The following is a 16,454-nucleotide window of genomic DNA, read 5'->3' as shown; positions in this document are numbered from 1 at the left end:
ACGCCGTCAACTGCCCTTGATGTTGATCGAGAAACTGGTCCGTGCGCCTGCAGGCGGCGGCGGGAACGGCGCAGCCCGCTGGATCATCCGCACCGCCGCCTGGTCCAGCGCTGACGAACCGGAACTGCGTGCAATCGAAACCCCCGCCAGACCGCCGTTGCCGCCGATGCGGAACGACACAACCGCCGTCCCTCGACTGCCCACGCGCGGGCGCGGCACACGCGAGATCTTCCGCATGACCTTTCCGGGATAGTTGCTGGCCGCGGCATTGCCGGCGGCCTGCGATTGGCCCGAACCTTGCGCCGCCGATCTGGTCTGCGTCTGGGACCCCGTGGCACTGCCCGCGCGCGCGTTCTGCTGCGCGTTGCCCTTGGGCTGCGGCTTGGGCTTCGACTGGGTCGTGCGCTTGGGTGCGGGTTCTCTCTTCTTCGGCTGCGCCTTGGGCGGTTCGGGTTTGTGCGCTTCCTCGAACTCCGCGCTGCGCGGCTTGGGCCGCAACGAGCGTGTCACCGCCGTCGGCGCCTCGTCCACCGGCTCCAGCATCTCCGCCTGCTGCGGTTCTGTCGGCTGCACGCTTTCCTCCGGCACGGTCTCGGACGGGGTCACCGGGACCAATGGCACGTTCGGCGTGATCTCCGCCTGCTCGACCGGGTCAGGCACACTTTCGGCGGGCGTTTCGGCCGGTACGACAGGCGCAGTCTCGGCCTGTTCCACCGGCTCGGCGGCTTCCTGCGGCTCGACCTCTGGCAAGGTCTCAGGCCGGTCCTGCGCAGTTTCTTCTGGCGTGTCCTGCGCCGTTTCCTGAGATGTCGCGTCTTCCGTCACCTCGTCCGGAAGTTCCTGCGACGTCACCTCCTCCGGTGGCGTCTCCTCGACGGCTTCCTCGGTGGCATCCGGCGTCATCACCCCCGCCGCCATGTCGGCAAAGCTGTTGCCGATGCTGGCCTCCACGCCGCCCGCATCGCCCTCGATCTCGATCGCCTCGCCCTGGAAAACCGCGGCCACGACGGTACCATGCACTACAAGCGCCGCCGTGACGGCAAAGGTTTTCACAAGACGGGATGACGCGATCATTCCAACCCCCTCTGGGTGACGATCAGCACCCGCTCCGCTCCTGCGCCGCGCAGATCCCGCGCCAGGTTTACCAGTGTCTGCGCCGACAGCTCCTGATCGGGGACCACCCGCACCACCTCTCGCTCTTCATCGCTGCGCCGCGCCAGGAAATCCTCGGCCGACGCGATATCCTCGCCACGGAAACTCATCCGCCCATCGGGATGCACGACCAGCGTGTCGGGCGGCGACCGCCCTTCCAGGTCCGCCGTCCGCACAAGACTCAGTTCCTTGTCCAAAGGTTGCGACAGGGTGCCCGCCACCATGAAGAACACCAGCATCAGGAACACGATGTTGATCAATGCAATCGTCGGCTCCCGGCGCGAGGATGTCTTGGCCTTGCGCATCTCAGGACCCCAGCACGCTGATGCTGACGCGATCGATGCCGCGCAGCACGACCAGAAGATCGGTCAGCCGTTGTGCCGTCACGCCGTCACGCAGGCTGACGACCACGGGCCGCGCCTCGTCGCTCGGCGGCATCTCGGCAAAGGCGGCACTCAGCCCTTCGATCTCCATATCCTTTCCATTCAGGCTCAAGCCCTCGTCGCTCAGGCGCAGAAAGCTGATCTTGGCCTCGCTGCTGCCACTGCCGCCCGCCCCGGCGGCGGCCAACTCGACCTCCGCAAAGCGCGAAAAGGTCGATGACAGCATGAAGAACAACAACAGCAGGAAGATCACGTCGATCAGCGACGTCATCGACAAGCGCCTGCGCCGCGAGGTCTTACGCACGGCTCGGCTCCGCCTCGAACTCGGAGGCATGTCCGGCCCGTCCCTGCGGATACAGGACCGTCGAAATCGCCCGCTCTGCCGTGACGCGTTCGCCGTCCATACGGCCCTCGAACCAGCTCAGCACCATCGCGGTCGGCATGGCAACGGCCAGCCCCACGGCGGTGGTCAGCAGCGCCACCCAGATGCCCCCCGCCAGAAGCGACGGATCGACCTGCGACCCGGCCTCCTGCAAGGACTGGAACGCCTCGATCATGCCAAGCACCGTGCCGAACAAACCCAGGAGTGGCGCCAATTGCGCCACGCTATCGAGCAGGCGAAACCCGCCTTCCAGACGGGCGAAGCGCGACTCCGCCTCGGCCTCCAGCCGCTTGGCATCTTCCGGACGGGCCGAGAATGCCATTTCGATCACCGGCGCAAGGTAGCTCTTCGATTGCTTCAGCGCCGCCAGCGCCGCCGCAAGATCGCCCTCGTCCCAAGCCGCGACCGCATCCTTCAGCGCCTTGTGCCGCCCGACACCGGCCGCCGAGAACTGCCACAGCTTGTAAAGGACCGTCGCCAGCGTGATCACCGACACCGCCAGCAGGATAAGAACGACCGGACCGCCCAGATCGGCGACCTGGCGCAGGCTTTCCAACATCCCGTTCATCCCGTCACCTCGATATCGGTCCGCGTGTCCAGTTTAAGGTCGGTCGCACAGGCGCTTTCCGGCAGGTCCGCCGCCTCGCAGGTATGCGCGCCGTTGATCAGCACCTGGCCCAGCCCGTCACAGGCCATGCCCGGCACGGTGAACTGGCGCACCCGCGGGCGCCCTGGCGGCAAGGTTCCGAAATCGAACAGCGTCAGGCGGTCCACCTGCCCCTGGCTATCGAACAGCACGGTTTCATAAACCGCCTTGTCGATCTGGCTCTGATGCCCATTGATCACCAGGAAGGTCAGCGTGCAACTGCCCTCGTTCGCCTTGGTCGCGTTCAGCTCGATCAGCACGGCCTCGCCCAGCTCTTCTTCCTGCGCCAACACGCCTTGTGCCGCCCACAAGCTCGTCACCATCGCAACGACGCCGGTCATGATCCTCTTCATCTCGCGTCTCCTTCTCACGTGATCCACGCCGCGCCCCGCAGGATGCAGGCCGGGCCACGTTTCAAACCAATTCGCGGCGCGGTCAAGCGCCCTCCGACCGTGACTATCGCGGAAAACGAGGGGATTCGGAACGCGGCTTGCCCGCAGATCGCAATTTCGTGCGCATCCCCCGATCTTCTGCCACCGGTGCGTGTGTCGTGCGTCGGCCTGGCAGAAGATGAGACTCGGCTTGGAGACGCGTTGGCGCATATGTGTCACATCCCGATGAGACACTCAATACCTAAACAAATTAATCAGGTATACCCGCCGCGCTCGTCTCCTCGCGCAAGCCAGAACGAAAACGGGGCGCGCCCATCAGACGCGCCCCGCGAAAATCTACTTGTAAGTGCTGTTAGATCTTTGAGGTCGACGCGCTACGCGGACCTGCGATCAGCCAGATGATAAAGCCGATAATCGGCAGGACAATCACCAGCAAACTCCACAGAACCTTCTTGCCGGTCGAGGCGCTCGAGCCGATGATATTCACCAATGCCCAGATATCCAGCACCAGCACGATAAGGCCACCAAGGCCACCAACTTCCAACATTTTTGTCTCCTTTTCTAAGTGTCTAACGCTTCAGTCTCACGTTTGTTTCAGGCTTTGCGCACTTCGCTGGCGCTTTTCAGCACCTCGTCGCCGTCGTCCTGTTCGATCAGGTACGCAGGGCAATCGTCGTCGGCATCCCGCGTAATCTCGGATCCCTTGATCTTGACGGTGGTCTTTTGGGTATAGACCTTCCGGACCTCACCCTGACCGGTGCCGTTGCCCCAGTCCCACTCGACCGTGTCGCCTTGGGAAATTGCCATGTCAGTCGCGCCTCAGCGCATCGATCAATTCTTCTTTCGTCATGTCCGATCGACCTTCGATCCCGACATTCTGCGCCTGGTCGTAAAGCTCGGCTTTCGACCATTGCTCATAGGGCGGGGCTTTGCCGCCTTTCTTCGACGGGGCCATGTTGTCGTTGGCCTGCGCATTGGCGATCCGGGCCGCCTTCGATTTGCTGTAGCCCTTGTCGCGCAACGCCTCGTATGTGTCTTCGTCCTTGATGGACGATCCGTTGGACTCTGCCATGACGGTTTCTCCGAATAATGCTGGGGATAAAACGTCGCGCCGCCCTATTTGTTCCCGCGAACGTGGTGTAACCGCGATATGTGCAGGCAACGTGCCGATGACCGGAGTGGGTAATGTCGAAGACCGATAACGATCTGATCAAGCAGGAAAAAGAAAAGGAAGCCGTCGAAGAGGCAGCGGCGCTGTCACCGCGCCTGATTTTCGAGTCGATCCGCCGCAATGGCGAAGAGGAACTTGAACGCCCGATGACCGCCCTGTGGTTCTCGGGCATCGCCGCCGGTCTGCTGATCTCGTTCTCGGTCCTGAGCGAGGCATTGCTGCGCGCCCATCTGCCCGAGGCCGACTGGGCCTATATCATCGAAAATTTCGGCTATTCGCTTGGGTTCGTGCTTGTGATCATGGCCCGGCTGCAACTTTTCACCGAAAACACCATCACCACCGTTGTCCCCGTGATGATCGACCCGTGCGCCCACACCATAGGCCGCACCGCCAGGTTGTGGAGCGCGGTACTGGTGGCCAATATCATCGGCGCCTTCATCGTCGCCGCCTTCTTCGCCCATGGTGGTGTCCTGACAGAGCCGGTCGCCGCCGCCTTTACCGAACTCAGCGAACACGCCACCAGCTTTCCGCCGTTCGAGGGCTTCATGCGTGGCATCCCCGCCGGTATCCTGATCGCGGCGATCGTCTGGATGCTGCCGTCCTCCAAGCGCAACGAGATCGGGCTGATCGTGCTTTTCACATGGCTGATCGCCTTGGGCGATTTCACCCACGTGATCGCCGGCTCGGTCGAGATGGCCTACCTGATGGTGCAGGGACAGCTCGATGCCACCCCCGCGTTCGTCGGGTTCTTTCTTCCCGTGCTGCTCGGCAACGTGGTGGGCGGCACCCTGATCTTTACCGTCCTGACCTATGCCCAGGTCATGCCCGAGGTCGACGAGCCCCGCTGACCCGCTCGAAAACGAAAATGCGCGTGACCCTGGCAGGGCACGCGCATCCGTGGCCGTTGAAATCTGTGAGTCGACGTTAGTTATACGACGCGAGCCCGATTTGCGCTTCGCCTTCGTCCAGAGCGCCGCCGTGAATGTCCACGTCGCGCAGCGCATTGTTGCGGTCAAGCACCGTATGCACGCTCAGCACCTTGTTCCCGTGGCTTTTGCCTGGGTCTGCAATGATCGTTTGAAGCTCGGCGCGGGCGTCGCTGTCAAGCGCTGCCATGTCAACAGCAGCCACGTAGTTTTTCAATTCGTCAGCCAGCGGCGCGGCTGTTGCGGCCAACGGCATCGTTCCGATCAAAAGTGATAGTACAAAGCGTTTCATCGTTACTCCCCTCTCATAAGGTTCGACAAATAAACGCCTGTAATCTAATAAGGTTCCCGAAAAATTTAAGCACCGCAGCCTGGGACGGGCTGCGGTGCTGGGCGCGTTCTACGCGCCGCACTGACAGGGGACGGGGGGATGCTGTCAGCGCGTCTCGGCGGCGTCCCGCCCGGTCTCCGAACGTTCACGCCTATGTTCTTGCCGCTTCACGAAAATCGCGAAGCAAAGGATCGCCACGTTTGCGATGATGAACAGCCCGGGGACAAGAATGTCTGCCACGGTACCTGTCTGCATCGCCTAGTTGCTGGTGTCGGAACCGGCTGAGGTCTCCGTGCTTGTTGCAGGTGCTTGCACACCATCGCCGGCTTCTTCACCATCGGTGGCCAGAATGTAGAACACGCCGAACAGGATCGCCGCGAAAGCTACAACCAGAAGCATCCCGCCGAGGGGACCGATATGGCGCTTTTTCTGACGTTCCAAATTTGTTTCGGGTGCGGACATGCTGTCTCCTTGTCGTTTGTCTCACTGCATCAACGCCCCGCGTCGGTGCAGGTTCCAAAAAATGTGCCCGCTCACGAAATAAATTTTATCAGCGCCTCTTCACCCCGCCGGAACCCGTCCGCAGGTGTGCCAATCTTCGGAATGCGCGCGCCATGCGTCCCCGTTTTCAGCCGCGCAAGCTCCAGAACGTCCGGATGTACATAGCTCTTTTGCGCGATAGCCGGCGTATTGTGCAGACGTGCTGCCGCGGCCTCGGCCAGCGCCTTGATGCTGATAGCGTCCGAATGTGCCGCGACCGCGAAAGCGGCCAGCGTTCCATGCCAGGTGCGCAGCGTCTTGGCCGTGGCATCGGCCTGGCACAGCTCGTTCAGCTTTGCGTTCAATTGGTCCGACGACACGCCACGCGCATTGCCCGCCTCGTCCAGCCACGACACCAGCGACGGTCCCGGCAGGTCCTGGCAGGCCTCCATCACCTTGGCCAGCTTCCTGCCGCGCAAGGTCTTTTCCACCTGCTTGCCGCCCTTGCCCTTGAAGGCCAGCGCAATCGCGTCGCCGTCGATGCTCAGGTGCCGCCGCTTCAGCGTGGTCGCCCCATAGGTCCGGTTTTCCTCGGCATAGGCCCGTGACCCGGGCCGAAGCGCCGCGCGGTCGACCAGCGCCAGAACCGCTGCCACCGCGGTGTCCTCGCTGCCCACCTCGCCCGAAAGATGATGGTCGATCCAGCGCCGCAGCCGCGGAAGGCTCTGGCCGAACGCGCCAAGCCCCTCGAACTTGGTCTGCGCCCGTTGCGCGGCCCAGTCGGGATGATACCTGTATTGCTTGCGCGTCCGCACGTCGCGGCCGGTGGCCAACAGATGCGCATTGCCCATCGGCGCCATCCACACATCGGTATAGGCCGGCGGCACCGCCAGCGCCTGCAAAGCGCGCCGCTTCTTCGGACAGTCGATCCGCGTGCCGTCGACATTGATGTACGAAAATCCCCGACCGCGCTTTTCGCGGCGAATGCCGGGGTTGCTGTCCGGGTAATAGACCAGCCGCTCTGCCACGGGCGTTATCCTCCATCGTTCAGATTAGAGGACGCGTTGCGAGGGCTCCCGGTTCCACGTTGCCCAGCCGGGCAAGCTCAACTTCTTTGTGAACGACCAGCGCATCGTCCTGCCAGGTGGCCACCCCGGCCTCGCGCAGGCGCGTCAGCGTCTTGTTGGTATGCACCAGCGACAGGCCCACCGCATCTGCCAGGTCCTGCTGGCGATAGGGCAACGGCACACGGCCATTCTCGATCATTTCCAGCGCCCGAAGCCGCTGGAAAAAACGATAAAGCGCCCAGGCCACGCGGGCGACACCGTTCATCTGCCCGACCGTGACCAGCGCTTCGCCCAGCAGCTGCTCTTCTCGCGCGGCCAGGTGTGTCAGGTCAAACGCCCGCTTCGGCTGCGCCTGGAACAGCCGCCAGAAATCCGATCTGTTGAAGACGCACAGTTTCATCGTCGTGGTCGCCTCGACCGAATGCTGCATCTCGCCCATCACGCCGCTTTGCAATCCGACGAAATCGCCCGGCAGCACGAAACCGACCACCTGCCGCCGCCCCTCCGCCATTGTCTTGTATCGGATGCCCATGCCGCTCAACGCGGTGTAAAGCTGGGTCGAAGACGCACCTTCAGCGAGGATCTCGGTCCCCTGTTCGGCGCGCAGTTCCCCGGTCTTGAAGCTCGTCATGAACTCAAGTTCTTCGGCCGTCATCGCGCCGAATAGTTCCAGTTCCCTCAACGGGCAGGTCCCGCAATCGATCGCCATTCTTGGTATATGTCGCAGTTTAATGTGAGCGTCACGATTCTATGCCATGATTGCCTCATACCGAGGGGGTAGTAAATGCAAAAGATTGCGCCGCGCGAAGACCTTGTTCTGGTTTCTTCGCGCAAAATTCTGGAAGCCGCAGACCTTGCGGATTTCGCGAAATCGCGTTCGCTCGGAGAGGTGATCGTCGAAAGCGATACCGAGCGCGCGCATGTCCTTCTGTCGGAAAACCACTTTTCCTTCGCGTTCATCGGCTTGCCCGAGACCGAACGGCGCGACACGCTACTGTCGGCGCTTGCCGCCGGCCATACTCATATCGTGCTGCTCGACGACGACGGATCCGCGCCGGGGTCATCAGGTGGCATGCGCGTGCTCTCCCGCCCCTTCACTGACGCCGACCTCGAAGGTGCGATCCGGCACGAAGTGGCGCCCGTGGAACATATTTGCACCACAGACCAAACGCCGCCTGCCGCCTGAAGAATATCTGGAACCAGCCCGCCGCCTGATCGTTTGTGTCGCGTAACGAGATCAACAAAGGATCAAGCAGATGCTTAATTGGGCCCTTATATTCCTGGGTGTTGCATTGATCGCCGGCATCTTCGGATTTGGCGGCATCGCATCGGCCTCCGCCGGAATTGCGCAAGTGCTGTTTGTCATCTTCCTGGTGCTATTCGTCGTGGCCATGGTGGCCCGTGCGCTCGGCGGCCGCACACCGTGACCCGACGACCACAACCGACTGACAACATCCTTAAGGGGGCTGACCGAAACCGGCAGCCCCCATTTTCATTCGATCGCTTTGCAGTGCCCCGTGCCAAGTCCTCCAAACGCACGAAAAAGCCCCCCGCACAAATGAACGAGGGGCTTGTGAGCTTGGAAAACTGCGCGACGGCTCAGGCCTTCAGTGTCTCCGTCGACGAAAAGAACATCGCCTGGCTCACTGCCGAACGGACCTGGTCGGATTGGTACGGTTTCGGGATCAGGAACGCAGGCTCCGGTCCCTCGCCCGTCAGCAGGCGCTCGGGGAAGGCGGTGATGAAAATCACCGGGATGTCCGGCGCATTTTCCATGATGCGGTTCACGGCATCGATCCCGCTCGATCCGTCGGCCAACTGGATATCCGACAGGATCAGGCTTGGGGTCTCTTCACTGAAAAGCTTCAGCGCATCTGTTTCCGTCCGCGCGATGCCGGTGATACGGTGACCCATGTCGCCCACGATGCCTTCCAGGTCCATCGCGATGATCGCTTCGTCCTCGATGATCATCACCCGGCCCGACAGCACGCTCGACATTTCCTCATAGGCAATTTCGACCAGCGACCGCGCTTCGTCCTCGGACACGTCCATGATGATAGCGACTTCGGAGAAAGTGAATTCCTCGATCGTATGCAGCAACAGCGCCTCGCGCGTGTTCGTGGTCAACTTCGACAAATGCGCCTGCGCCTTGGCCTGCAATCCTGTATCGTCGTCTGAAAACACGGCGCCCGACGTTGCCCAGATCGGCTGAAACACCTTGAACAGCGCCAATTTCGGGGAAATAGACGCGTCGAAAACACCACGGTCGCTCAGCACCGCCTCAAGTGTCGCCATCGCATATTGATCGCCCCGCTCCTGCGACCCTGTTAGCGCGCGCGCATACCGACGAAGGTAAGGCAAATTTGCACCGATCTTCTCGCTGAGATCCTCGGCAGTCTTTTCAGTCATTTGATTGCTTCCAGTTTTTTTCTACTATCTTGGAACCTAACGTGTTTGATGGCGTTAGGTTCCAGACACAGTGCACAGATGTCAAACTTAGAGACAATAATGACCCGAGCAAAACGGACTTCAAGTGTGGATACGACCATTGACGAGAATCTGAAACGTGCGTTCGACGATGTGGCCAGTGAGCCTCTGCCGTCACGTTTTACCGATCTGTTGGAGCAACTCAAGACCGAGGGCGCGCCCAAGGGCTCTGATCAGGAATCGGATAACAATTCATGAGCGACCCCCGTGACGAACTGGTGGAACACCTTGGCCCGATGCGGGCTTTCGCCATGAGTCTTACGCGCAACTCTGCGCTTGCAGACGACATGGTGCAGGATGCGCTCGTCAAGGCGTGGACGAACATCGACAAATTCGAGCCGGGCACCAACATGCGCGCCTGGTTGTTCACCATCCTTCGCAACACCTATTATTCGCACCACCGCAAGGCGCGGCGCGAGGTCTCGGACACGGACGGCGAACTTGCCGCGTCCCTGGCCAAAAAGCCCGATCATGATGGACGCCTGCAAATGCGCGACTTCCATACCGCCTTTGAAAAGCTGCCCGACGAACAGCGCGAGGCACTTGTATTGGTCGGTGCGGGCGGCTTTTCCTACGAGGAAGCGGCCGAAACCTGCGGCGTCGCTGTCGGTACGATCAAAAGCCGCGTCAATCGTGCCCGGGCGCGACTGGTCGAGTTGATGCATCTGGACGAGGATCAGGTCCTGGAAACGACGGACGCGGTCACCGCAGGTATCGTATCGGCGAACAAAAGCGTTGCCTAAGAAGTCCAAAGCCCTGCTCGACGCATACGGAACGATGGTCAACAGGCTGTCGTTCCGTCTTTTTGCGTTGTTGGCGCTTGCGCTTTTCCCCTTGGGAATCATAGCGGTCTACCAAACCGACCAGGTGCTGGACGAAACCGAGAACCTGCGCCGGAACGCGCTCTTCTTCGAGACAACCTCCGCCGCTCGGGACGAACGCGAGCTGATCCAGCAGACGCTGGGTTCCGCCGAAGGGCTTGCCGCACTGTCCATTCTCGACGACGCCCCCGCCTGCCGCGAGGTCATGCGCGAATTCGCGGAAAGCAACACGCACATCGCCTTTGCCGGGTACACCAAGATGTCGGGCATCATGGAGTGCAGTTCCGAGGGCGACGAGGTGCGGGATTTCCGCACGCTCGAGCGCCTTCAGCGCGCGCTCAACGCGGACGGCCCCAGCGTCTATGTCGCGGCCACCGGCTCGGTCACGCAGCAACCCGCGCTGGTCGTCAATCACCCGGTCTATATCGACCGCAGCCTTGCCGGCATCGTCTCGCTCTCGGTGCCGCTGCGCCTGACCTACCAGCCGCTCTCCTCCCGCCGCTTCGATCACGAACTGCGCTTTGTCACCTTCACCAGCGACGGCCAGGTGGTATCGGCCAGCGGTGGACGCGAAAACGCCGAGGATATCCTGCCACGGCTGATCGAACCCAAAGATCTCAACCGTCAGGTCGGCACCACGTTCAACGGCGTCAGCGGCGCGGGCGAAGAACGCATCTATGCCGTGGCCAGCATCTTTCAGGATCAGGTCAGCGTCATCGCAAGCTGGCCAGCCCGCGCCTCTGCGTGGGGCGGCGGGGCCTTGTCCTACTACGTGCTCAACCTGCTCTTTCCCTTCGCGATCTGGGCCGCCGGCCTTGCCTTCGCCTGGTACGAACTGCGCCGCGTCGTGATCCGCCATGTCCGCGACCTGCGCTCGGCCATGCGCCGCTTCGCTCTCGGTCAGCGCGATGGCTTCCCCCTGCGCCTGAAAAACCCGCCAGAGGAATTTGCCGAGGCCGAACGCGCCTTCAACCGCATGGCCATCATCATCGCCGAATCCGAGGCGCGCCAGGACAAGGATCTCAAGGACAAGGAGGTGTTGCTGAAAGAGGTGCACCACCGCGTGAAGAACAACCTGCAAATGATCGCCTCGATCATGAACATGCAGCTGCGCAGCGCCAAGACACCCGAGGCCAAGTTCATGCTCGCCAGCCTGCAACGGCGCGTGAACGGCCTCGCGATGCTGCACCGCACCCTCTACACCACCCCCGACCTTCTGACGATCGAGGCCAACGAACTGCTCGAGGCGGTGGTCACCGACATCTCCACCATGATGACCGTCCCCGGCATCACGATCGAGCGCGACATCGATACCCTGCCGCTTTACCCCGACCAGGCCGTGCCGCTGTCGATGCTTCTGGCCGAGGCACTGACAAACGCACTGAAATACGCCGGTGCGGAAAAGGATGAAACCCCGTCGGTCATGGTGACGTTGAAGGAGCAGGACGACGGCCGTTACAGGCTTGGCGTCACCAACACCAAAGGCCCTCTCAGGCCACAACCGATCCCCGATGTCGAAACCGTCAGCGGTCTGGGCACCAAGCTCATGCAGGCCTTCGTCAGCCAGCTCGAAGGCGAGCAGGAGGTGACCGAGGACGACACGCATTACGGTCTGTACGTTGTGTTCGAAAGAAAGGATTTCGAGGCCCCATAGTGACACATGCTCAGGACGATCCAGACTTCCAGGTGATGATAACCGCGCAGGAAGCATGGCCGGTATTCGAACGGGCCGTGCTTGCCGCCAAGTCTCACGTCGTGGCCTCGTTCCGCATTTTCGACCTGTCGACCCAGTTGCGCAGCGAAGAGGCGCGCAAGATCGGAGAAACGTGGTTCGACCTTCTGGAACACCTTTTGTGCCGCGGCGTACGCATCGACCTCACGGTCAGTGATTTCGACCCGGTCTTCGCCACCGAACTGCACCGCCTGACATGGCGCACGGTGCGGCAGGCGGCGGCGTTGGCGGAAATCTCCGACTGCCCCATTCACAACCTGCGCATCCGCGCCGATCTGCACCCGGCCAAGGCCGGCCGTCTGCCCTGGCTGGCCTTCCTGCCCGCCGTGCTTCAGCGTCGCTCCAAGCGGCTGATGGCGCTCAACGACGACCAGAAACTGCGCGAGGCCGTGCGCCTCGACGACGGCTCTCTGCCAGAGCTGCACACCACCTCGCACCACCAGAAGATCGCGGTGATCGACGACGAGGTGCTTTATGTGGGAGGGCTCGACCTCAACGAGCGGCGCTATGATACGCCCCAGCATGACCGCATCGCCGCGCATACCTGGTCCGACGTGCAGCTTCTCATTCGCGGCGGCCCCGAGCCGAAGGAGGCGGCGCATCACGTCAAGACCTTCCTCACCAGCATCGAGGCCTGCCGCAAGCCCGCGCCGATGAAATACATCCGCCGCACGCTCTCTGCTCAGCGCCCGACCCAGTTGCCCTATGTCTCGCCCAAGACGCTCCTGCACGAGATCGAAGAGGATCACATCCGCGCCTTCAAGCGGGCCAAGGACATGGTCTATATCGAGACGCAATATTTCCGTGCCCGCGGTCTCGCCAAGCGTCTGGCCAAGGAAGGCCGCCGGCGGCCCGACCTGCACGCAATTCTCATCCTGCCCGGCCTGCCCGACGAGGTCGCCTATTCCAGCGAAATCGGCATCGACGCCCGCTATGGCATGTCGCTCCAGCACAACGCGATCGAGATGGTGCGCGACAGCTTCGGCGACCGCATCATCGTCGCCACACCGGTCCAGCCCCGCTTTGCAGCCCGCGACACGATCCAGACCCTGTCGGGCTCACCGCTGATTCACGTCCACAACAAGATCCTCGTGCAGGACGACAGTTTCGCCATGGTCGGATCTGCCAACCTCAACGGCCGGTCGCTCTACTGGGATACCGAGGCCGCCGTGCGCATCACCGACCCGGGCCGCATCCAGACCCTGCGCGACCGGCTGATGTCGCACTGGTGGTTCGAGGACTTGCCCGCAGAGGCGCGCGCGCATGACACCATGTTCCCCTGGTGGTCCAGGAAGATCGCCGAGAACAGCGTCATGAACCCCGAGAATCGCCACGGCTTTCTCGTTCAGCATGACAGCGCCCAGTTGCGCGATACTTGGCTCAACCTGCCCGGCGTGACGGAAAACATCGTCTGATCCGCCACGCGCGCCGGAACTCCCGGCGGTCCGTCCGCGTTTATCCAGTAGAGATGAAACGACCGGTCGCCCCACTATCGGGACGTCCTAAACTACTGATATGATAGGAGAAAGAGAGATGGACCAAGATCGCATCGAAGGCAACTGGACCCAGATCAAAGGCAAGCTGCGCGAGATCTATGGCGACCTCAGCGACGACGAGATCGAGGAAACGCGCGGCGAGCGCGAACAGATGATCGGCAAGCTGCAAGCCAAGGTCGGCAAGGACAAGGACGAAGTCCGCCGCGACGTCGACAATATTCTCGCCGGCTTTTGATCCGGTCTGATCCGACGCGAAAGGGCGCCCCAGAGGCGCCCTTTTTCATGCGTTCTCCAGCACCGCCTCCACTTGAGCCCGCGCGTCGCGATAGGCCCCCGCCGCCGCGACCAGCGCCCTGAACAAAAGCCGCTGGCGCCGCACATAGAACAGGTGCTCGGGATGCCACTGCACCCCGACGGCAAACGGATCGGCTTGACGCTCGATGGCTTGGATCATCCCGTGCGTGTCCCGCGCCGCCACCCGAAGCCCGGCGCCCACCGCCCTCACCGCCTGAGTGTGTAGCGCGTTCACCCGCATCAGCTCGGGTCCGCAGATCCGCGCAAGATGTGTTTTCGGCAATACCTCCACGTCGCGCTTGGGCAGGATGGTCTTGATCTTCTCGGCCTTGCCGAACGTCTGCCACGCGTTCTGATCCAGCGTCCCGCCAAAGGCCACGTTCATCATCTGCGCCCCCCGGCAGATCCCCAGAACCGGCACGCCCAGCTCCAGCGCCTCGGTGGCCAATGCCCGTTCCAGGTCGTCCCGTGCGCGATCCAGCGTGGCCGACACGCCCAGCACGCCACCATACAGTTCCGGCCCCACGTCATCGCCGCCCCCGATGATCAGCCCGTCCACCGCGCCCAGGTCAGCGGGTCGTCCAACGCCCCAGCGCACGGCACGCGCGCCGGCCAGCCACAGGTTGAACCACACCAGGGGAAAAATCCGCCACCCCGACCGCTGCGAGGTGGTCACGGCGATCAGCGGCCGGCTCATTTCGTGTCACGACCCAGGATATCGCTTGCGATCCGCACCCACGCGCTTTCCCGGCGCAGCACACCGCCCGAGTGCGCATGGTCCTGCCACGCGTCTTCCAGCGCCTCCAGCTGCTCGGTCGCGGCCACCTCTTCGACCAGCCGCCACATCTCCCACGGTTCCTGCAACGACCAGCCCTCCTCGTTGATCCGGCTGTCGGGCAGGCGAAAGTGAAACGCGGGCCGCGCCTTGGTGGAGTGTTCGTCGGGATAGCTGGCCTCGAACAGCCGCGGCAACGCGTGCTTCATCAGCGGCAGAAGGTCCAGCGCATGATTACGCGTCCGCACGTGCGGGTCCATCAGGTCAAGCAGCAACTCCAGGCTATCCGGCTTTTCCTCGGCCAGTTCGTCGACCAGCGCCCGCGGCCAGGCATTGACGAAAGGCAGCACGCGGCGCGTCACGTCGATGCCGTTCTCGGCGCGCAGGACCGGGTCCAGCAGGCCAAAGGCCCGCACCGTGCGCAACGTATGCGGATCGGCGGGCGCGACCACCTCGACATTCAGATGCACGCCGAACCCCAGGAACACCCCGTTGCGCGACCCGCTCGCCCCGGCCTCGCGCAGAACCGGGATCATCGCATCGAATCGCGCGATCTCGTCTGGCGTCAGCGGTGGCGTCACGATCTCGACCGGCACCAGCCCGCGCAGCAGGTCCTTGACCTGCGACCCGGCCAGCCCGTCGCTCTTTTTCTTGCCAAGGGCCGTGTCCAGTTCGATCTCCAGATCGCCAAGCGCACTGCCCCGCACGAACAAAAGGTGAGGGTCGGCGTCGTCCATCTCGCCGCCCAGGTTCTCCTGCAAGATCGACGCCACCCTGCGCTCGCACAAGCCCGAGAATTCCACCTCGATGCCAATGCGGCGTTTGTCGCCTCTCGCATTGGTCTCTATCGGTAAAGGCGCAAAATGATATGCGTCAGCACCCTGCCATGTCATGCAACCTGTTCCATCTAGTGTTCGGACGCCGTCCCGCGCTTCGATTGAGCCGAGACAAGGGCATAGACCCACACGACCACCGGCAGGGCGACGATACCCCCAAGTGGTCCCCAAAGCCACAGCCCGAATACGATGGAGAGAAAAACGACCAACGGATTGACCTTCAGCTGTTTGCCGACCAGCGCGGGCGTCACGAACTGCGCCTCGAGCGCGTTCAGCATCAGGAAGGATGCCGGCGCGACCAGCGCATAGGCCGAGTTGAACGTCAAAAGCCCTGCCAGCAACAACGAGAACACGATCGCCAGCGGGCCGAGGTAGAGAACGAAGTTGGCCAGAAATGCCGCCGCGCCCCACAGCATCGGGTTCGGCAGGCCGATGAGGATCAGCACACCGAAAAGCGACGCGCCAAGACCGAGGTTGATCAGCGTGATGGTCACAAAATAATGCGACACCGCGCGATCGGCCTGTTTAAGCGCCACGCGGTACTGTGGGATTGCGCTGTAGATGTCGTCGCGGGTCATAAGGAAAAAGAACAATGTCCCCGCGAAAATCAGCAATTGCCCGAACAGGTTTGGCGCCAGCCACAGCGCTTCCGCGACGGACGGAATCGCCTCTTCGACCGCATTCTCGCCACCCTCTGAAATGGTGCGCTCAACGTCGAAATTGATGCCGCCGATACTGCGCAACATGAATGTCAGTTCGTTCATCCAGCCGCGAAACTGCTGCTGGATGCGCGGCACCTGATCGATCAGCGCCGACAGCAACGGTCCCAGCGCAACAATCAGCAGAAAGATGACGACAGCACCGACTATCAGCGCGGAAGCCGCGCTGACGGTTCGCGGCACACCGAGGCTTTCCAACCGGCTTGCGACGGGCGACATCACCACGCCCAGAACAAGCGCGAACGTCGCCGGGGCAAAGAGGTTTTGCGCCTCTTTTGCCGCGGCCACGACTGCGATGAATGTGAGGGTGATAAGGCAGGCCCTTACCAGCTTCGACGGGGCGTGATCCGATACCACCTTGCGT

At 62.3% G+C, this 16,454-nt stretch carries 24 protein-coding genes; 8 read left to right on the top strand and 16 right to left on the bottom strand.

All coding sequences use genetic code 11. The annotated features are described in order from the left end of the window. Positions 1–6 precede the first annotated feature (6 nt). From RBB18_RS09405 to RBB18_RS09370, 8 genes are all read right to left on the bottom strand, one after another. The gene (locus RBB18_RS09405) at positions 7–1,074 is read right to left on the bottom strand and encodes an energy transducer TonB (RefSeq protein WP_306110968.1); all 1,068 of its coding nucleotides are present in this window, start codon (positions 1,072–1,074) and stop codon (positions 7–9) included. Continuing rightward, complete coding sequence (locus RBB18_RS09400; RefSeq protein WP_103761747.1) at positions 1,071–1,457, bottom strand: biopolymer transporter ExbD; 387 nt, start codon at positions 1,455–1,457, stop codon at positions 1,071–1,073. Before RBB18_RS09400 ends, RBB18_RS09405 begins: the two co-directional genes overlap by 4 nt. A gap of 1 nt (position 1,458) precedes the next feature. Next, positions 1,459–1,839: a biopolymer transporter ExbD gene (locus RBB18_RS09395; RefSeq protein ID WP_306110967.1), complete on the bottom strand. Its 381-nt coding sequence runs from the start codon at positions 1,837–1,839 to the stop codon at positions 1,459–1,461. After that, positions 1,832–2,476, bottom strand: a complete 645-nt coding sequence (locus RBB18_RS09390) for a MotA/TolQ/ExbB proton channel family protein (RefSeq protein WP_103761917.1) — start codon at positions 2,474–2,476, stop codon at positions 1,832–1,834. Before RBB18_RS09390 ends, RBB18_RS09395 begins: the two co-directional genes overlap by 8 nt. Positions 2,477–2,481: 5 nt before the next feature. Further along, positions 2,482–2,916 carry a hypothetical protein gene (locus tag RBB18_RS09385; RefSeq protein ID WP_245890387.1) on the bottom strand — a complete coding sequence of 145 codons (435 nt, stop codon included), beginning with the start codon at positions 2,914–2,916 and terminating at the stop codon, positions 2,482–2,484. 391 nt (positions 2,917–3,307) lie between these two features. Beyond that, a complete protein-coding gene (locus tag RBB18_RS09380; protein ID WP_103761750.1) occupies positions 3,308–3,502 on the bottom strand; it encodes a PLD nuclease N-terminal domain-containing protein in 195 nt (64 codons plus the stop codon). A 47-nt stretch (positions 3,503–3,549) separates the two neighbouring features. Next, complete coding sequence (locus tag RBB18_RS09375; RefSeq protein ID WP_103761751.1) at positions 3,550–3,762, bottom strand: DUF2945 domain-containing protein; 213 nt, start codon at positions 3,760–3,762, stop codon at positions 3,550–3,552. Between the two features lies 1 nt (position 3,763). Next, entirely contained in the window at positions 3,764–4,027 is a 264-nt protein-coding gene (locus RBB18_RS09370) for a Rho termination factor N-terminal domain-containing protein (protein WP_274592221.1), read from the bottom strand. Positions 4,028–4,140: 113 nt separating this feature from the next. Between RBB18_RS09370 and RBB18_RS09365 the strand changes: the two genes are divergently transcribed. After that, positions 4,141–4,974 (top strand): formate/nitrite transporter family protein, encoded by an 834-nt coding sequence (locus RBB18_RS09365; RefSeq protein ID WP_103761753.1) that lies wholly within the window; start codon positions 4,141–4,143, stop codon positions 4,972–4,974. Between the two features lie 76 nt (positions 4,975–5,050). Here RBB18_RS09365 and RBB18_RS09360 read toward each other — a convergent pair whose 3' ends face one another. The 4 genes from RBB18_RS09360 to RBB18_RS09345 all read right to left on the bottom strand — a co-directional run bounded on the left by RBB18_RS09360 (position 5,051) and on the right by RBB18_RS09345 (position 7,639). Further along, a complete protein-coding gene (locus RBB18_RS09360; protein WP_146049958.1) occupies positions 5,051–5,344 on the bottom strand; it encodes a hypothetical protein in 294 nt (97 codons plus the stop codon). 297 nt (positions 5,345–5,641) lie between these two features. Further along, the gene (locus RBB18_RS09355; RefSeq protein ID WP_306110966.1) at positions 5,642–5,845 is read right to left on the bottom strand and encodes a hypothetical protein; all 204 of its coding nucleotides are present in this window, start codon (positions 5,843–5,845) and stop codon (positions 5,642–5,644) included. 71 nt (positions 5,846–5,916) lie between these two features. Then, positions 5,917–6,891 carry a DNA topoisomerase IB gene (locus RBB18_RS09350; protein WP_306110965.1) on the bottom strand — a complete coding sequence of 325 codons (975 nt, stop codon included), beginning with the start codon at positions 6,889–6,891 and terminating at the stop codon, positions 5,917–5,919. Between the two features lie 19 nt (positions 6,892–6,910). Continuing rightward, positions 6,911–7,639 carry a Crp/Fnr family transcriptional regulator gene (locus RBB18_RS09345; protein WP_274592224.1) on the bottom strand — a complete coding sequence of 243 codons (729 nt, stop codon included), beginning with the start codon at positions 7,637–7,639 and terminating at the stop codon, positions 6,911–6,913. 75 nt (positions 7,640–7,714) lie between these two features. Here RBB18_RS09345 and RBB18_RS09340 point away from each other — a divergent pair, with 75 nt between their 5' ends. Both RBB18_RS09340 and RBB18_RS09335 read left to right on the top strand, forming a co-directional pair. After that, positions 7,715–8,116, top strand: coding sequence for a hypothetical protein (locus tag RBB18_RS09340; protein ID WP_103761758.1), 402 nt, complete (start codon positions 7,715–7,717; stop codon positions 8,114–8,116). A gap of 70 nt (positions 8,117–8,186) precedes the next feature. Then, positions 8,187–8,357, top strand: coding sequence for a DUF1328 domain-containing protein (locus RBB18_RS09335; protein ID WP_306110964.1), 171 nt, complete (start codon positions 8,187–8,189; stop codon positions 8,355–8,357). A 172-nt stretch (positions 8,358–8,529) separates the two neighbouring features. Here the strand turns inward: RBB18_RS09335 and RBB18_RS09330 are convergent, their stop codons facing one another. Continuing rightward, positions 8,530–9,339: a response regulator gene (locus tag RBB18_RS09330; protein ID WP_306110963.1), complete on the bottom strand. Its 810-nt coding sequence runs from the start codon at positions 9,337–9,339 to the stop codon at positions 8,530–8,532. Positions 9,340–9,465: 126 nt separating this feature from the next. Between RBB18_RS09330 and RBB18_RS09325 the strand changes: the two genes are divergently transcribed. The 5 genes from RBB18_RS09325 (at position 9,466) to RBB18_RS09305 (ending at position 13,701) form a co-directional block, all read left to right on the top strand. Beyond that, positions 9,466–9,615, top strand: coding sequence for a NepR family anti-sigma factor (locus RBB18_RS09325; protein WP_245890388.1), 150 nt, complete (start codon positions 9,466–9,468; stop codon positions 9,613–9,615). Further along, positions 9,612–10,160: an RNA polymerase sigma factor gene (locus RBB18_RS09320; protein WP_103761762.1), complete on the top strand. Its 549-nt coding sequence runs from the start codon at positions 9,612–9,614 to the stop codon at positions 10,158–10,160. Before RBB18_RS09325 ends, RBB18_RS09320 begins: the two co-directional genes overlap by 4 nt. After that, positions 10,153–11,892, top strand: a complete 1,740-nt coding sequence (locus RBB18_RS09315) for a sensor histidine kinase (RefSeq protein ID WP_146049959.1) — start codon at positions 10,153–10,155, stop codon at positions 11,890–11,892. Before RBB18_RS09320 ends, RBB18_RS09315 begins: the two co-directional genes overlap by 8 nt. Continuing rightward, positions 11,892–13,385 carry a phospholipase D family protein gene (locus tag RBB18_RS09310; RefSeq protein ID WP_371931618.1) on the top strand — a complete coding sequence of 498 codons (1,494 nt, stop codon included), beginning with the start codon at positions 11,892–11,894 and terminating at the stop codon, positions 13,383–13,385. The genes RBB18_RS09315 and RBB18_RS09310 overlap by 1 nt, the downstream gene beginning before the upstream one ends. A 118-nt stretch (positions 13,386–13,503) precedes the next feature. Continuing rightward, positions 13,504–13,701, top strand: coding sequence for a CsbD family protein (locus tag RBB18_RS09305; protein WP_103761764.1), 198 nt, complete (start codon positions 13,504–13,506; stop codon positions 13,699–13,701). Positions 13,702–13,746: 45 nt separating this feature from the next. Here RBB18_RS09305 and RBB18_RS09300 read toward each other — a convergent pair whose 3' ends face one another. The 3 genes from RBB18_RS09300 to RBB18_RS09290 are packed head-to-tail and all read right to left on the bottom strand — an operon-like array spanning position 13,747 to position 16,447. Next, positions 13,747–14,457 carry a gamma-glutamyl-gamma-aminobutyrate hydrolase family protein gene (locus tag RBB18_RS09300; protein ID WP_274592225.1) on the bottom strand — a complete coding sequence of 237 codons (711 nt, stop codon included), beginning with the start codon at positions 14,455–14,457 and terminating at the stop codon, positions 13,747–13,749. Continuing rightward, positions 14,454–15,428: an amidoligase family protein gene (locus tag RBB18_RS09295; protein WP_306110962.1), complete on the bottom strand. Its 975-nt coding sequence runs from the start codon at positions 15,426–15,428 to the stop codon at positions 14,454–14,456. Before RBB18_RS09295 ends, RBB18_RS09300 begins: the two co-directional genes overlap by 4 nt. Positions 15,429–15,442: 14 nt before the next feature. Next, positions 15,443–16,447, bottom strand: a complete 1,005-nt coding sequence (locus RBB18_RS09290) for an AI-2E family transporter (protein ID WP_103761767.1) — start codon at positions 16,445–16,447, stop codon at positions 15,443–15,445. Positions 16,448–16,454: the final 7 nt, after the last annotated feature.

Source organism: Roseovarius sp. MMSF_3298 (genome assembly GCF_030733705.1).
In the GTDB taxonomy this organism is placed as follows: Bacteria; Pseudomonadota; Alphaproteobacteria; order Rhodobacterales; family Rhodobacteraceae; genus Roseovarius; species Roseovarius confluentis.
The sequence above is the reverse complement of the archived record's forward strand: the minus strand, read 5'-3'. Positions and strand labels throughout refer to the sequence as shown.

Coding starts and splice junctions, on each gene's coding strand:
- RBB18_RS09400 (WP_103761747.1), bottom strand. CDS start 1,457: ATGCGCAAGGCCAAGACATCCTCGCGCCGGGAGCCGACGATTGCATTG.
- RBB18_RS09360 (WP_146049958.1), bottom strand. CDS start 5,344: ATGAAACGCTTTGTACTATCACTTTTGATCGGAACGATGCCGTTGGCC.
- RBB18_RS09390 (WP_103761917.1), bottom strand. CDS start 2,476: ATGTTGGAAAGCCTGCGCCAGGTCGCCGATCTGGGCGGTCCGGTCGTT.
- RBB18_RS09335 (WP_306110964.1), top strand. CDS start 8,187: ATGCTTAATTGGGCCCTTATATTCCTGGGTGTTGCATTGATCGCCGGC.
- RBB18_RS09355 (WP_306110966.1), bottom strand. CDS start 5,845: ATGTCCGCACCCGAAACAAATTTGGAACGTCAGAAAAAGCGCCATATC.
- RBB18_RS09375 (WP_103761751.1), bottom strand. CDS start 3,762: ATGGCAATTTCCCAAGGCGACACGGTCGAGTGGGACTGGGGCAACGGC.
- RBB18_RS09345 (WP_274592224.1), bottom strand. CDS start 7,639: ATGGCGATCGATTGCGGGACCTGCCCGTTGAGGGAACTGGAACTATTC.
- RBB18_RS09405 (WP_306110968.1), bottom strand. CDS start 1,074: ATGATCGCGTCATCCCGTCTTGTGAAAACCTTTGCCGTCACGGCGGCG.
- RBB18_RS09320 (WP_103761762.1), top strand. CDS start 9,612: ATGAGCGACCCCCGTGACGAACTGGTGGAACACCTTGGCCCGATGCGG.
- RBB18_RS09300 (WP_274592225.1), bottom strand. CDS start 14,457: ATGAGCCGGCCGCTGATCGCCGTGACCACCTCGCAGCGGTCGGGGTGG.
- RBB18_RS09295 (WP_306110962.1), bottom strand. CDS start 15,428: ATGACATGGCAGGGTGCTGACGCATATCATTTTGCGCCTTTACCGATA.
- RBB18_RS09370 (WP_274592221.1), bottom strand. CDS start 4,027: ATGGCAGAGTCCAACGGATCGTCCATCAAGGACGAAGACACATACGAG.
- RBB18_RS09305 (WP_103761764.1), top strand. CDS start 13,504: ATGGACCAAGATCGCATCGAAGGCAACTGGACCCAGATCAAAGGCAAG.
- RBB18_RS09385 (WP_245890387.1), bottom strand. CDS start 2,916: ATGAAGAGGATCATGACCGGCGTCGTTGCGATGGTGACGAGCTTGTGG.
- RBB18_RS09380 (WP_103761750.1), bottom strand. CDS start 3,502: ATGTTGGAAGTTGGTGGCCTTGGTGGCCTTATCGTGCTGGTGCTGGAT.
- RBB18_RS09340 (WP_103761758.1), top strand. CDS start 7,715: ATGCAAAAGATTGCGCCGCGCGAAGACCTTGTTCTGGTTTCTTCGCGC.
- RBB18_RS09365 (WP_103761753.1), top strand. CDS start 4,141: ATGTCGAAGACCGATAACGATCTGATCAAGCAGGAAAAAGAAAAGGAA.
- RBB18_RS09330 (WP_306110963.1), bottom strand. CDS start 9,339: ATGACTGAAAAGACTGCCGAGGATCTCAGCGAGAAGATCGGTGCAAAT.